At 39.0% G+C, this 15,370-nt stretch carries 11 protein-coding genes; 1 reads left to right on the top strand and 10 read right to left on the bottom strand.

Annotation, left to right across the window (positions count from 1 at the left end; translation table 11 throughout):
• Positions 1-121: 121 nt before the first annotated feature.
• Entirely contained in the window at positions 122-1,468 is a 1,347-nt protein-coding gene (locus tag MKZ10_RS11825; protein ID WP_342505153.1) for a hypothetical protein, read from the top strand.
• A 71-nt stretch (positions 1,469-1,539) separates the two neighbouring features.
• Here the strand turns inward: MKZ10_RS11825 and MKZ10_RS11830 are convergent, their stop codons facing one another.
• The 10 genes from MKZ10_RS11830 to MKZ10_RS11875 form a co-directional block, all read right to left on the bottom strand.
• Positions 1,540-3,300, bottom strand: a complete 1,761-nt coding sequence (locus MKZ10_RS11830) for a thiamine pyrophosphate-binding protein (RefSeq protein ID WP_342505154.1) — start codon at positions 3,298-3,300, stop codon at positions 1,540-1,542.
• A gap of 2 nt (positions 3,301-3,302) precedes the next feature.
• Complete coding sequence (locus MKZ10_RS11835) at positions 3,303-4,298, bottom strand: alcohol dehydrogenase catalytic domain-containing protein (RefSeq protein ID WP_342505155.1); 996 nt, start codon at positions 4,296-4,298, stop codon at positions 3,303-3,305.
• A 441-nt stretch (positions 4,299-4,739) separates the two neighbouring features.
• Positions 4,740-6,170 (bottom strand): aldehyde dehydrogenase family protein, encoded by a 1,431-nt coding sequence (locus tag MKZ10_RS11840; RefSeq protein WP_342505156.1) that lies wholly within the window; start codon positions 6,168-6,170, stop codon positions 4,740-4,742.
• A 211-nt stretch (positions 6,171-6,381) separates the two neighbouring features.
• Positions 6,382-7,563, bottom strand: coding sequence for a Gfo/Idh/MocA family oxidoreductase (locus tag MKZ10_RS11845; protein ID WP_342505157.1), 1,182 nt, complete (start codon positions 7,561-7,563; stop codon positions 6,382-6,384).
• A gap of 83 nt (positions 7,564-7,646) precedes the next feature.
• Positions 7,647-8,648: an alcohol dehydrogenase catalytic domain-containing protein gene (locus MKZ10_RS11850; protein WP_342505158.1), complete on the bottom strand. Its 1,002-nt coding sequence runs from the start codon at positions 8,646-8,648 to the stop codon at positions 7,647-7,649.
• 298 nt (positions 8,649-8,946) lie between these two features.
• Positions 8,947-10,023 (bottom strand): TRAP transporter substrate-binding protein, encoded by a 1,077-nt coding sequence (locus MKZ10_RS11855; protein ID WP_342505159.1) that lies wholly within the window; start codon positions 10,021-10,023, stop codon positions 8,947-8,949.
• A 94-nt stretch (positions 10,024-10,117) separates the two neighbouring features.
• A complete protein-coding gene (locus MKZ10_RS11860; protein WP_342505160.1) occupies positions 10,118-11,395 on the bottom strand; it encodes a TRAP transporter large permease in 1,278 nt (425 codons plus the stop codon).
• Entirely contained in the window at positions 11,395-11,892 is a 498-nt protein-coding gene (locus tag MKZ10_RS11865; RefSeq protein WP_342505161.1) for a TRAP transporter small permease, read from the bottom strand. Before MKZ10_RS11865 ends, MKZ10_RS11860 begins: the two co-directional genes overlap by 1 nt.
• Positions 11,893-12,641: 749 nt before the next feature.
• Positions 12,642-13,493 (bottom strand): sugar phosphate isomerase/epimerase, encoded by an 852-nt coding sequence (locus tag MKZ10_RS11870; RefSeq protein ID WP_342505162.1) that lies wholly within the window; start codon positions 13,491-13,493, stop codon positions 12,642-12,644.
• A gap of 35 nt (positions 13,494-13,528) precedes the next feature.
• On the bottom strand, positions 13,529-15,289 hold the full coding sequence (locus MKZ10_RS11875) for a thiamine pyrophosphate-binding protein (RefSeq protein WP_342505163.1): 1,761 nt from the start codon (positions 15,287-15,289) through the stop codon (positions 13,529-13,531).
• Positions 15,290-15,370 lie beyond the last annotated feature (81 nt).

Here is a 15,370-nt window from a genome sequence, read left to right on the forward strand (position 1 = left end):
ACAATTCCTTTCTTAACTTTTCATCAGTATATTTATTGGATACTCATCTTTCTATTTGTTCTACTTCGAGCATAGCTCAATAACTTAATTTGAATTATCTAAGAGAGGATAGTATTCTTCTATGCGTGTATTTATTTACTCATCCCTGATTATCCTTTATATTATTTCTAGATTCACTGATTCATCACTACTTTCTCTTTCGGTTGGTGTATGTGCTTCACTTGCATTAATCCTTTCCGTTTTTTACGCCAGAGGTCTATATTTAATCTCTGGCCTTTGTTTTTTATTTATCGGTGTATTTTTATTTTACCAAAGCAAGTTACCCTGGCGTGAACTGTTTTTAAATTTTGAAACTATGCTTGGTATGCTTTCCTTATTTTTGTTTCTTCCTTTTATCAATTCGTTAATTCGCGTCGGTCGTTATGATAAAAGTTTAAGTCTATTTTTGGAACAAAGTGTAACAAATCTTAAAAAACTATATATACGTAGTTTTTTTGTCACCCATCTTCTTGGATTATTTTTAAATATCGCCACGATTCCCTTAATAAGCAATACGTTGGATAACTCATTAAAGCAATTGCCTAAACGAACGATTGACCAGTTTAAAGCACAAAGCCTATTACGAAGCTACGCATTCTGTCTCATGTGGAGCCCTATGGAGGTTATGGTAAGTATCTCATTAGATATGACTCATACAAATTATCTGTATATTTTACCAATATTACTATTAGTCATCGTAATAGCCGTTCTTGTAGATTTACTTCTCGCATCTAAAAAATATAAACAAGAGTTGGAAGTTAACGCAAATACAAAACAAGTATCATCATTTAAAGCTCGAAAAAAAGTTCGGGAAATGATTATTTTACTTATCATCTTTATTGTATCGGTCACGTCGCTAGAACAGGTACTAAATAAAGGCTATTTGTTTTCGATCATTCTGTTGGCATTGCCCATTTCTCTAGTCTGGGCCTGTGTAATCGGTAGACCGAAAAGATATTTACAAGTGACTCTGCCGCATTGGAAAGAACGGACAAATGGTTTATCTAATTACTTTTTTATGTTTTTAAGCGCGGGCTTCTTTGTTGCGATGTTATCCTTTTCAGGGCATCTAGACTTTTTACAAACAGCCTTTATTGCAATTTCAGAAAAAACATTGTTGTTCTATTTAATGATAGCATGTTTTTTCTTTGTTACCGCACTCATTGGATTCCATCCGTTAGTTTCAATTACCTTACTTGCGGAGCTACTCCATCCCGTACTACCTGCCGTATCTAGTATCTCGTTAACACTTGTCTTAATTGCATGCAGCATGTCTACAATTATGTATAGTCCATATAACTTATCCTTATCAATTTTAGCTGATATCATTAAAGTCAATCCTTATAGATTAGGATTATGGAATATACCATTTGCTATTTTTTATATGCTTCTAGCCATTACTGTCGCCTATTTAATCACTTTATTTTGATCAAAAAGCCGCCAATTTATTGTTAACAATAAATTGGCGGCTTTTCACTTTCAATAAGGAAGTCCTAACTATTAATTTACACTTACATGATGCACTTTTTCCCCAGGTGAATAAATGTCCATGATATTCCAATGACCTGCGGTCGGTACTGGATTATTTAACATGGCAACATCGATCACAACCGGTTTGTTTGCGGCGATTGCCTGTTCAAGCGCTGGCTTGAATTCCTCTGCTTTTTTGATTTTAATGCCCTCGATACCGTATGCGCGCGCAATCGCTGCGAAGTCAGGTGAGTACGACTCGCCGTCTTTCATGAACAATGTACCCAGCGTTGTATCGTAATGCGCTTTTTGCAGACCCGCAATCGTTCCGTACGCGGAGTTATTCATAACTACCCAGATCACCGGAATATTTTCTTCAGCCGCTGTCGCAAGCAGTGCGGGATTTTGACCAAAGCCCCCATCCCCTACAAGAGAAACAACTACGCGATCTGGCTGTGCAATTTTCACACCAAGGGCAGCAGGTGCGCCAAAGCCCATCGTTGCGAATCCACCCGGTGTTAAAATCGTCCCCGGCTCTAAAATATCGAATTGTTGACCGACACCATTTTTGTTCCAGCCTACATCCGTTGTAATGAAGGCATCGCGTGGCAAGACATCGCGCACATCAGCGAGAATACGCTGCGGCTGCATTGGGAAGCAGTTGTCCTCTACAAATGGTTTGTTGCTTGCTTTAAATTCTTTTTTGTTTGTGGCAATTTCTTGCTTCAATTCTTCATTCTGACGACCTTCTGGAGCGATTCTCTTCGCTACCCGATTCAAAACAGTAAGCGCTTGCTTTAAATCAGCGACCGCACCGATTTCAACCGGATAGTTGCGACCAATTTCACTGGCTTCAATATCAATCTGAATCAATTTCGTCGTTGGGAAATCAAATGTAAATTCATTTTCCCAGGAGCTGCTGTCTGCTTCTGCAAAACGCGTGCCAAGCCCCAAAATATAGTCGGCTTCACGTGTTTTTTGATTGATAAATTCAGTTCCCCAGAAGCCCGTCATCCCTAAGACAAGTGGATTATCATCCGCAACTGCCCCTTTGCCCATCAACGAATGCGCAACTGGAAAATCAAAATGATTGACGAATTCAGCAAGTTCTTTCGCCGCATCTGCGATTAATACCCCACCGCCTGCATAGATAACTGGATTTTTTGCATCCAACAGTGTACGTATTATTTTTTCAGCCGTTACCTCATCAATCGATGGCTTTTGAAGTGTTTTTGTATGGTGTTTTTGTCTGTCAAACAAGGCCGTGTCAATCTCCTTGGAGAAGATATCCATCGGGACAGAAACAAGAACAGGACCTGGCGTTCCACTTTCAGCCAGTTGAAACGCCTTCTCCAAAATTTCTGGGAATAGGTGGTCGCTATCTACACGCCAAGCACGTTTGACAAATGGACGATAAATTTCATATTGTGTCGCATCCGCATGCAAGTTTATTTCTTGGTGCGGATGTTTTCCGTAGTAATGACTCGGAATATCTCCTGCGATAACGACCATCGGTGTACAGTCCAGTGCCGCGTTAGCAACACCCGTCGCCGCATTCGTCAACCCCGGGCCAACGTGACTTAGGACAACAGCCGTTTGTTTTTTAGCACGAGCATAGCCATCAGCCGCATGCGCTGCGACTTGTTCATGGCGAACGTTGACAAATTTAATAGAACTTTTCTCCAACTCGGAAAGAACAGCGATATTCGTATGACCACAAAGACCGAAAATATGTTCAACCCCACGATTTTCAAGGTATTTTACTAATTGACGCGAAATTAATTCTTGCATGGTTAAGCATCCTCCTTAAAATTCAACAGAATTTTTCCATAATTACCTGAAATGGCATCCTCATAAGCTTTTGCATAATCCGTAAAATGATAGATTTTAGAAATGATATGATCTACATAGAAATCCTCTTTCAATAAGTATTCGATACTCTTTAGGAAATCGCCCGGTAAATTATAAATAATCGAACCAAGTAATGTAATTTCTTTTCGGACCACTTGAATGACCGGTATTGTAGCTTCTTGCGTAATACCAATTGAGATCATTGCCCCACCCGGCTTTACTAATTCGATACCCTGTTCAAAGGAAGACCTGACGCCAGCCGCTTCGATAACGACATCAAACAGTTCTCCTGTTACATCCTGTGGTAACTTTGCTTGGGTGTGGGGATAACAGCTTGTCACTTTTCCAAGCTTTTCTTGATGTATATCGATACCAGTTATATTTGCTCCAAAATAATTTACTAACGTCATGGCAAGCATGCCTTCTGTTCCACAACCAATGATTGCTACAGATGTATCTTTTGTAATTTCCACTTTTTCTAATGCGTGAACAATTACTGCAAAAGGTTCGATCAATACGGCTCGTTCATTTGAAAGTTCCTCCGGAATAGGGATAATGTATTTTCCCGAAATTATAAATTCTTCGGAGAAACCGCCATTCATATTAACACCCAATGATTGCTTATGTTCGCAAAGATTTGTTCTACCTTTTCGGCAAAATTCGCATTCACCACAAAATGAATTAGGCATGATAACAACCCTTTTTCCAATTTCATAGTTTACTTCTTTTCCTACTTCAAGAATCGTACCAATTAATTCATGACCGGGGAAAATCGGGTAAGTAGCATGTGCTAACTTTCCTTTATATACACTTAGATCTGATCCACAAATTCCACCATAAATTAATTTTATTTTCACTTCATCATCTTTTAATAAAAATGTTGAGGGAAACTCTTTCAATTCCAATTCCCCCGGCTTATTTATAACTAATCCCAACATCCTCTTCACCTACCCATCTTCTTTGTTTTGTATTTTTGCTATTCACTCAATTACTTCGCCGATCGATTACGATCATTCCGAAGAGTCTTTACATAAACATTATTATTCCCTTTACAAACATACTACCTATAATTCAACCATTTTTTAAGATATTTTTATTAGATCGATCCAATTCAATTTTGAAAGCGCTACCGTAATCGTACGATAAAACACCATTATACGCAAGATTCCCTCACTAATTATTTGAAGAATGCAATAGTTCTGGTTTTATCATTTGTAATTATAAGAAAACCAGGCGAAAATCATGCCCGGCTTTTTTGAATAGAGAACTTCCGACACTTCGTTCGCTTTTAAGCTATTTACTTTTAAAATCTCTGTCCGATTTTTTACCGGTCTAAAAATATATCAAAAAATCTGTGCTAGAATAAATGTCTTCAATTATTAATTTTCTAATTCAGAATCATAAAATTCTCCAAATAACTCTTCATCAGCTGGTCGATCCTCAGCAATTTGACGTGAAACCCAAGTCGTATTCATATAATGTTTAAGATTTACGTTCTCAGACACGATATTTCCACCCCATGTACCGCAACCTAGACTAGATGTCATTGGCATTCCATTGTCAAAAGCACCAGCATTAGCCTTGGACTGAGGTTGACGAACCATAATTCTGCTAACAGGCGCCGCTAAAGCAAGACGGTGAATGTGATCATCGTCGAATGAAAAGATACCGCAAGAATGACCTTTTCCACCTACTTCGTAAACAGCTCGCATCATATCAAGGGCGTTTTCAAATTCTCCCTCATATTTATAGACTGCCATTAAGGTTGTCAGCTTCTCACCTGAGTAGGGATGTTCTTTACCAATGCCATCGCCTTTGACAATAATAAACTTACGATCGCCAGGGATGTTAAAGCCAGCAATTTCAGCTAACTGCTGCGGCGCGATTGCTACAGTCGTTGGTAAGCGTTTTCCTTCTTCGTCCCAGATCACGTCGCGCAGTTTAGCTTTTTCTTGATCATTGGCTAAATATCCACCTTCTTTAATCAGTGCCTCAAGCATTTTATCAAAAATTTGATCGCTTATAATTAAATTTCCATCCGCTGAACAACCTGAACCAAAGTCCGATGTTTTACTCAACATCGAATTTCGGGCCGCTTGTGCTACATCAGCAGTTTCATCGATGATCATTGTGGAGTTACCCGCTCCTACGCCATAGGCAGGTGTTCCAGAGCTATATGCGCTCTTAACTAGGTCTTTACCACCAGTAGCAAGTGCAAGATCAGCACGTTCCATAAGGGCTTTTGTCATCGGAATATTTACATTCGTTAGGCATTGTAAAATATCAGCGGGTGCTCCTTCTCTTTCAAGCGCATCTCGCATTAGCTGTACTGTCTCGAAAGAAGTATTTTTTGCACGTGGATGTGGTGAAAAAATAACTACATCTCTAGCTTTAATTGCGTAGATCGCTGTTCCGGCAGGAGTTAAATCTGGATTAGTCGTTGGAACGATGGAAGAGATAATTCCCACTGGTTTTGCGTATTTAGCAATACCCTTCTCAAGATTCTCTTCAATAATACCGATACTCTTTTGACGCAAAGCATCTCGTAGGATCCCACGAATTTTAAAGCGTTTGTTCATACGACTCTCAGGGTCGCCAAGCCCACTTTCCTTTATACCCATATCCGTCAGACGTGTAAAAGTCTTTTTATTCGATACTGCCCATGCAACAGCTTGACACAGTCGATCCACCTTCTCTTGGTCATATGTTTCAATAATAGCTAACGCTTTTCTAGCCTTTTCAAATGCTACATCTAGTTCTTGCTCCTGTTCTTCTGTAAGAGCTTTCGGTTTTGTAAGACTACTCGACAATGTTATTACCTCCTCATAATTAACATCTACATTAGTGATGTGAGCACTACCGTAAAACGGAACTCGATTGCACACAGTGGAACTAACTATCATAATCTTATAATAAGTACTGATAATTTACAATACTTTTACTCGATTTCAATAATAAGATTACTTTTCATTCCATACTCAAACAATGCTTGTTAGGGGCCACTTTGGAATTATAAATGATTTAGTTCTCTTCGAAATGAATTCTTCTGCCTTCACTTGCCGAAAAATATGCCGCGTATACTACTTTGATTGTTTCATAGGCTAAATCAATACCTGATAGTGGTTGTCTATCCTCAACAATACATTCCATAAAATCTTGCAGTTCATAGGTGTACCCCCGCAAAATCTCCTCAGCAACAAAGACATTATTCCATCCCGTCTTTTCTTCCAGCATCTCAGATATGTAAACATCCTCTAGACCTTCTTGATCCAAAAAATAAGTTTGTAAATTATCTGTAGGTGTAATATTGCACATCAATACACCGTCATTCGCATAGATCTCTATATAATTTTTGGTCCCTCCTAACACATGATCACTTGACATGACAACAGCTTTTGTTCCATCCGAAAAAGTGATCGTCACATTCGCGAAATCTTCTACATCGATTGGTTTACCCGTTAGATGCCTTTTGTCGTAATCTGTTAATGACGTAATGATGTTCCCCGTATCCGCCGAGACACTGACCACTGAAATTTCTTCATTTCTAGCATCCGCCTCTACTTGCTTTAGCCATAGTACTCCGGAAATCGGATGGCATCCTAATCGAATGAGTGCACCACCACCTGTTTTTTCCCATATACCTGCTACCGCTGAACTAGAGCCTCTAATACTTTCTTCACCCTTCATAAACAACAGTTTGCTCTTTTTGCTTCGGATGATTTCAGCAGCCTTTAAAATATTTGGCGAATAAATATAGTTTTCTGCATACATAAACATTTTTTTGTTCGAAGCAATAATTTTTTTTGCCTCTTCAATTTCCCTTAAAACTGATTCATACATTTTAGCCTTAGAAACATTATGGCCAATTGGTTTTTCATCATCTTCCTCACCAAAATAACCCGTTAATGGTTTTTCACAAATGACATGTTTTCCAGCTTTTAATGCTTCTAGTGCAAATTTCAGATGTAGATGAGGGGGTGTCACGATATCTATCACATCAATTTCCTGGTCACTTAACACTTCATTAAAATCAGCAGTTATTTGCTCAAATCCGTATGCCTTTGCAATTTCTTCTGCTCTAACCATATCCAAATCGACGATTGTTTTTAATCTTATATTGACACCATGTACCTTTGAATATCCTCTACCGTGTAAATGAGCCGCATAACCCGCACCTACCAAAGCTACCGTAACAGTTTTCATGATTTGCCTCCTGTTCTAACAAACATTCGATATCAAATCTTTATTGTATATATGCCATGAATCGATATAAATGGTGTCTATTATTAGTATTTACGTTGAGTATTTTCGAATTTTAAGATAATTTTTCCAAAGTTACCAGTCAAGGCATTTTCATATGCTTGTTTGTATTCTATAAAAGGCAAAACCATGGATACAATTGGTTCTACGTTCAAATCGGGATCCCTCAAATAGGCAATTGTTTGTAGATAATCATCTGGGAAGCTATAAATAATTGACCCGAAAATAGTTTGATCGTTTCGAACTACTTGTATGAATGGTATATTGGCTTCTGGTGCAAGACCAATTACAACCATTGCACCGCCAGGTTTCATCAATTGGATACCTTGTTCAACAGAAGCTTTTACCCCCGCTGCTTCAACGACTATATCAAATGTTTCATTTGTTAACTCTTCGGGATAGACTGCCCTAATCTCTCCAATTCTCCTGACTATTTCATGCTTCTTAGGATTGATGTCAATCACAGTAACTTGTGCTCCTAAACGATAAGCTAATGAAGCTGCTAACATACCTATCGTACCGCCACCAATTATTGCAACTGATGTACCTTTTGTGATCTCAACCTTTTTAAATGCACTTACAACAACTGCAAACGGTTCAATTAAAACTGCTTTTTCATCAGCCAAATCGTCGGGAATTGGCAGGACAAACTTGGATGATATTACAAATTCCTCTGCAAATCCGCCATCCATATTGATACCTAAGGATTTCTTATTTCGACAAATATTTGTACGCCCTTGCTTGCACATTTCACACTCATCACAGAATGTATTCGGTAAAACGACCACTCGGGTTCCTATTTTGTATTTGGAACTCTCGCCACTTTCAATAATCGTGCCGACCAATTCATGTCCCGGTCGCAATGGATAAACAGCATGTGCAAACTTTCCTTTCAAAAAACTAAGATCAGATCCACAAATACCACCATAGTTTACCTGGATCTTTACTTCATCATTGTGTGAAATTTGGACCAATTCAACGTTTCTTATTTCAATCTCCAATGGCTTTTTCACAACCAACTCTAACATTCATGACCCTCCACAAAATTAGTTTTATTTGGTGTTGTCATCCCTTTTTAGAATCATAGTTCGGCTCAAACACATTCATGTTAGCGATCTACTCTTGAATACGGTACGATCGTGTTTCTCAAGATACAATACAATGTTTGGCTTGAAAAACTCTACTTTTTTCATTTTTCCGAAGAATAAATTGTTGATAGCAGAAAGAAAATTAAACGATCGACCTATGTAATCAGAAAATACATATAACAAAAATGGATTCAAATAAAGTAGCTTTATTTGAATCCAATATTTGTAAGAAGAAATGTTATTTCTTCGCTTCTTCTAATAACCTGTTGACTAAGTCTTCACCAATCTCTTTCTTATGTTTATCATAGACAGGTATTATTTTATCTGCCCATACTTGTCTTTCTTCCGGAGATAATGTAGTGATCGTCATACCTTTTTCAATGAGAAGATCTTTATATTTAGCATCTTCTATCGCCTTTTCTTCTCTTTGGAACGCCTGTGCTTCATCGGTCGCTTTTCTGATTGCAGCTTGTTGGTCTTCTGTCAGATCTTCAAACCATTTCTTATTCACAATAAATGGATTTACACCAATTAAATGTTGAGTTTCTGTTACATACTTTTGAACTTCGTACATATTTGCTTCTGCGATTACACTAAATGGATTTTCTTGTCCATCAACAATACCTTGTTGTAATGAAGTAAATAGTTCTGGAAATGCGATCGGTGTAGGAATTGCACCAAGTTCTGTCCATACATCTAGCTGAATTTGATTTTCCAATGTCCTAATTTTCAAGTTTGCGAGGTCATCTGGTGATTTAATCTCACCATCGTTATTCGTTAAATTTCGAATACCACTCTCCCAGAAGTTTAAACCTATCATGCCGATATCATCCAGATCGGCTAATACTTCTTGACCTAAAGGACCATCTAGTATTCTATGGGAATCTTCTCTAGTCGGGAATGTAAATGGTAAAGACCACAGATTGAATCGAGGAGAGAAGTTTGACATTACTGCCGCTCCAATCGGTCCACCTTGGATCGTACCTAGTTGTACACCTTCAATAATATCTCGTTCCCCACCTAATTGACTGTCTGGAAAAACCTCAACAGTGATAGATCCATTTGTTTCTGCTTCTACAATTTCTTTAAACTTGTACATCGCTTTACCCATAGCAACATGCTCTTTGTCTGTAGATCCAATTTTCATTATTACTGATTTTTCTGTCGGTTTTTCCGTTTCTTTTTCTGCACTTTTACTGCTGTCTGTAGACTTTGTTTCTTCAGGCTTTGCATCCTCATTTGAGGTCGATTCTCCCGCACACGCAGCTAGAGCAAGAACCAATAACAACAGAACACCATAAATAATTTTCTTCATTCCTTGACACCCCTTAAATTTTTTATATTTTGAAAGATTCTTCAGAGAACATCTCTCTCAAAAATCTAGTTCAACAAGTTAATAGACCTCTGTATTACTTCGTAAAGACCTGAGGTAACCAAGTCGATATCGAAGGGATATAACTCAAAATTAAGACATTAGCAATCATCACAAGCACAAAAAGTACGGTGTATTTCAGTAGTTTTTCCATGCTAATATTGGCAACTTGACTTACCATAAATAGATTAACTCCAAATGGTGGTGTGATCATTCCCATAGCTAAGTTAACAATCATCACAATCCCAAAGTGAACTGGATCGATACCATAAGAAATCGCAACAGGAACTAAAATTGGAGCAAGAATAAGGATTGCCGCTCCAGAGTCAAAAAACATTCCAACGATGAACAGCAATAGGTTGATGATGAGTAAGAAAATGATAGGATTACTAGAAACTCCACCAAACCAAGTAGCTACAGCTTGAGGAACTCCGTCACTAGTAAGAATCCAGCCAAATAGCCCCGCATTCGCAATAATTATTAATACAACCGAACTCGTTAAAGCACAGTTATAAAAAATCTGTGGAAGGTCTTTCCACTTCAGCTCCTTGTAAACAAACAAACCCACAATTAATGCGTACACACAAGCTACAACTGCTGATTCGGTTGGGGTAAAATATCCACTATAAATCCCGCCCAATATGATGACAGGCATAATCAATGCCAATATAGCATCTTTAAACGAAATAAATTTTTCTTTCCAAGAATACCTTTTTTCACCTGAGTATTTTTTCACTTTAGATACGAAATAGACAAGGATCATAAAAGTAACCCCGATCATAAAACCGGGAATAATTCCTGCAAAAAACAGATCTTGAATCGACACGCCAGCAGCAACACCGTATAAAATAAGCGGTATACTTGGAGGAATAACAACCCCTAACTCGCCAGCCGCAGCGACAGTCGACGATGCAAAACCTTTATCATACCCTTTGGCAACCATCGCTGGTATCATAATTGCACCAATAGCCGCTACGGTTGCAACACCTGAGCCTGAGATTGAAGCAAAAAACATACAAGCTAAAATAGAAACCATTCCTAGACCACCTGTCATTGATGCAACGAGTGAGTACGCAAAATCGACTAAACGTTTTGACATACCGCCTTTTTCCATCAACCCTCCAGCAAGGATGAAAAAGGGAACCGCTAATAATGTAAAAGAATCCATCGTTGTAAACAACCGCTGAATAATGACAGTAGGCGGCATTCCATCTTGAAAAATCATAATTGCAGACGATAATCCGACAGATATTGCAACGGGAACACTGAGGATTAAAAACAACATAAATGAGGCAAATAATATAATCGGACCCATTAGATTTGTTCCCCTCCTTCTGTATCCCATTCTCCTTCGAACCAAGCAACCAAGGTATTAAACAGCATAATTAAACTACCAAACGGAATCGCTAAATATGGGATAGACATCGGTAAATGCATGGCCGCTGATTTTTGCATATGTACAATTTCTAATATTTGTATACTGTACATCAAAATAATGACGCAGAACACTATTGACAAAATAGCCGCAAATCCTCTGATTCCCTTTTCGATTTTCGGAGGGAATTTGAACAATGTAAATAAGAATTCAAGACGAATTAACTTTTGATACCTAATCGCTAAACCAGCCCCAACAAACGTCATCCAAACCAATAAATATCTTAATAGTTCAGACGACCAACTGAGTGGGCTATTAAAGACAGCTCGAGCAATTATTTGCCAAGTAAGAATAATCAGAGCTACAGCTAAAAAAGTTCCAAGAAGAAATTTTAACACTAGATTTATCTTATCCATAATAAGTATAAATGTTTTCAAATTAACACTCCTAACATGTTGTATTGAGAAATATCATTAACATCTTCTATTTATAAATTTATATGAACAAACAGATTTTTTATCGTGCAAACCCCCCTCATTTTTAATTATTTCTTAAGTTCGATTAAAACTACCTGAAAAACCACCTAAATTTAATTCATCAATTTCACAATTACTCTTTTGGATATCACTTGCAACAATAACAATAACATTTTCCTACTCTTTCTATATTATTTATCAACTAGTCCAAGATAGTATTTTCCATAGCCCCCTTGGAAACAGTTACTAATAATCGCTTTTAAAGTAATCTGATAATACTAGATCGATCTAAATACAAGTGTACTTTCACTTTTTGAAATTATCAATCTATATTTCAAAGATTTCTTGCTTATAGCTGTTCAACTTCTCTCTATACTTTTTGGTTCGTAGTCCAGATTATACAAATGTATGCGGTTGCAAATATCAATGTAGTTCCACTAGACGGAATACCGATAACCTATAACGGAACTTAATTATTAGGATAGCATATAATTTCGCAATTGTCAGTATTTATTTGAAAAATTTTTAAACTTTTCAAATAAATACTCTTTAACACTATTAATTTCCCTACTCATTCGTTTTTTATGTATTTATGATTAGATAGAAGGTTATCCCGTCTCTTTATTGATTTCTAGCATCTTAACGAATTAAGAAACTGTCCCACACGCCCGTTAGGCAGCGAATTGAACAGCCCCTTAATACTAGTTTGATTAGATCGACTCACACACATCGGACGCATCTTGATCCATACGTGGGTGGAGATCAAGATAATCTTTAGCCGATTGCAAACAGCGTTTAGCAAATTCTTCATAGCCCAATTCTTGAACACGCCTAATATTCGGTAGTTCAATTGAATATGGGATCTGTGGAATTCGGTTTACGATACTTGCCACATCGATGCCACCCTCGCCAACATAAGAACGATCTTCACGAAGAATCCGTGTCATTTCTACTTTATCTAACGGGATTTCTGCAGGAGCATCACAAAGATGAAGATAGCGAAACCATTCACGCGGAACTGCATCCAAATCTTCAACCTTATCCCCCGCACGATGGAAATGATGAATATCAAGCATAAGACCGGCATTTTTCTGATTAGCCGTGTGCAACACATCGATCGTATCTTTAAGCTTATTGACACTGGCAATCGGAACATACTCCAGTTCAACAGTTAGTCCGAATGGCTTAGCAAGCTCACACAGTTCAGCAAAACGCTCAATCGCAAAATTTCGGTCATCCGTCCAAATACTACTAAGCACATGACGTCCACCGAGCTCCGCTGCAACTTCCATGGCAGGAACGTAATTTTTCGGGTCGACGCCATCATAGATACGTGCGAGCTCAATGTCAAGCAACTTTATTCCTGTCTCTGCCAACGCAGTTTTTGTGCGATCCATCATACTCTTATTTTCAGCTAATGCGTAGTTAGGCTCACCTGGTAGACCCATATAAATGGGTCGAAAACTGACGAAATCATAACCTGCTCGTGCTGCAAGATAAGTCATTTCAGGCGGCGCACATTCGAGTACTGTAAGCTGGGCCAATGAAAATAAGTTTGTCATACGTATTCCTCCATCCAGACAGTATTTTTCAGATTTTAGTTTGTAGACACATGATGCACTTTTTCCCCAGGTGAATAAATGTCCATGATATTCCAATGACCTGCGGTCGGTACTGGATTATTTAACATGGCAACGTCGATCACAACCGGTTTGTTTGCGGCGATTGCCTGTTCAAGCGCTGGCTTGAATTCCTCTGCTTTTTTGATTTTAATGCCCTCGATACCGTATGCGCGCGCAATCGCTGCGAAGTCAGGTGAGTACGACTCGCCGTCTTTCATGAACAATGTACCCAGCGTTGTATCGTAATGCGCTTTTTGCAGACCCGCAATCGTTCCGTACGCGGAGTTATTCATAACTACCCAGATCACCGGAATATTTTCTTCAGCCGCTGTCGCAAGCAGTGCGGGATTTTGACCAAAGCCCCCATCCCCTACAAGGGAAACAACTACGCGATCTGGCTGTGCGATTTTCACGCCAAGGGCAGCAGGTGCGCCAAAGCCCATCGTTGCGAATCCACCCGGTGTTAAAATCGTCCCCGGTTCTAAAATATCGAATTGTTGACCGACACCATTTTTGTTCCAGCCTACATCCGTTGTAATGAAGGCATCGCGTGGCAAGACATCGCGCACATCAGCGAGAATACGCTGCGGCTGCATTGGGAAGCAGTTGTCCTCTACAAATGGTTTGTTGCTTGCTTTAAATTCTTTTTTGTTTGTGGCAATTTCTTGCTTCAATTCTTCATTCTGACGACCTTCTGGAGCGATTCTCTTCGCTACCCGATTCAAAACAGTAAGCGCTTGCTTTAAATCAGCGACCGCACCGATTTCAACCGGATAGTTGCGACCAATTTCACTGGCTTCAATATCAATCTGAATCAATTTCGTCGTTGGGAAATCAAATGTAAATTCATTTTCCCAGGAGCTGCTGTCTGCTTCTGCAAAACGCGTGCCAAGCCCCAAAATATAGTCGGCTTCACGTGTTTTTTGATTGATAAATTCAGTTCCCCAGAAGCCCGTCATCCCTAAGACAAGTGGATTATCATCCGCAACTGCCCCTTTGCCCATCAACGAATGCGCAACTGGAAAATCAAAATGATTGACGAATTCAGCAAGTTCTTTCGCCGCATCTGCGATTAACACCCCACCGCCTGCATAGATAACTGGATTTTTTGCATCCAACAGTGTACGTATTATTTTTTCAGCCGTTACCTCATCAATCGATGGCTTTTGAAGTGTTTTTGTATGGTGTTTTTGTCTGTCAAACAAGGCCGTGTCAATCTCCTTGGAGAAGATATCCATCGGGACAGAAACAAGAACAGGACCTGGCGTTCCACTTTCAGCCAGCTGAAACGCCTTCTCCAAAATTTCTGGGAATAGGTGGTCGCTATCTACACGCCAAGCACGTTTGACAAATGGACGATAAATTTCATATTGTGTCGCATCCGCATGCAAGTTTATTTCTTGGTGCGGATGTTTTCCGTAGTAATGACTCGGAATATCTCCTGCGATAACGACCATCGGTGTACAGTCCAGTGCCGCGTTAGCAACACCCGTCGCCGCATTCGTCAACCCCGGGCCAACGTGACTTAGGACAACAGCCGTTTGTTTTTTAGCACGAGCATAGCCATCAGCCGCATGCGCTGCGACTTGTTCATGGCGAACGTTGACAAATTTAATAGAACTTTTCTCCAACTCGGAAAGAACAGCGATATTCGTATGACCACAAAGACCGAAAATATGTTCAACCCCACGATTTTCAAGGTATTTTACTAATTGACGCGAAATTAATTCTTGCATGGTTAAGCATCCTCCTTAAATTTGCAAATATTTTTCGTATAATTGCCTGATTATCCGGCTTTCAGAGTACATTCATCCTCA

Origin of the sequence: Sporosarcina sp. FSL K6-2383, assembly GCF_038618305.1 — a bacterium.
In the GTDB taxonomy this organism is placed as follows: domain Bacteria; phylum Bacillota; class Bacilli; order Bacillales_A; family Planococcaceae; genus Sporosarcina.

Bases quoted from the DNA above. Each gene is read 5' to 3' on its own strand.
- MKZ10_RS11875 (WP_342505163.1), bottom strand. From the start codon at position 15,289: ATGCAAGAATTAATTTCGCGTCAATTAGTAAAATACCTTGAAAATCGT.
- MKZ10_RS11845 (WP_342505157.1), bottom strand. From the start codon at position 7,563: ATGAAAACTGTTACGGTAGCTTTGGTAGGTGCGGGTTATGCGGCTCAT.
- MKZ10_RS11830 (WP_342505154.1), bottom strand. From the start codon at position 3,300: ATGCAAGAATTAATTTCGCGTCAATTAGTAAAATACCTTGAAAATCGT.
- MKZ10_RS11870 (WP_342505162.1), bottom strand. From the start codon at position 13,493: ATGACAAACTTATTTTCATTGGCCCAGCTTACAGTACTCGAATGTGCG.
- MKZ10_RS11850 (WP_342505158.1), bottom strand. From the start codon at position 8,648: ATGTTAGAGTTGGTTGTGAAAAAGCCATTGGAGATTGAAATAAGAAAC.
- MKZ10_RS11825 (WP_342505153.1), top strand. From the start codon at position 122: ATGCGTGTATTTATTTACTCATCCCTGATTATCCTTTATATTATTTCT.
- MKZ10_RS11855 (WP_342505159.1), bottom strand. From the start codon at position 10,023: ATGAAGAAAATTATTTATGGTGTTCTGTTGTTATTGGTTCTTGCTCTA.
- MKZ10_RS11835 (WP_342505155.1), bottom strand. From the start codon at position 4,298: ATGTTGGGATTAGTTATAAATAAGCCGGGGGAATTGGAATTGAAAGAG.
- MKZ10_RS11860 (WP_342505160.1), bottom strand. From the start codon at position 11,395: ATGGGTCCGATTATATTATTTGCCTCATTTATGTTGTTTTTAATCCTC.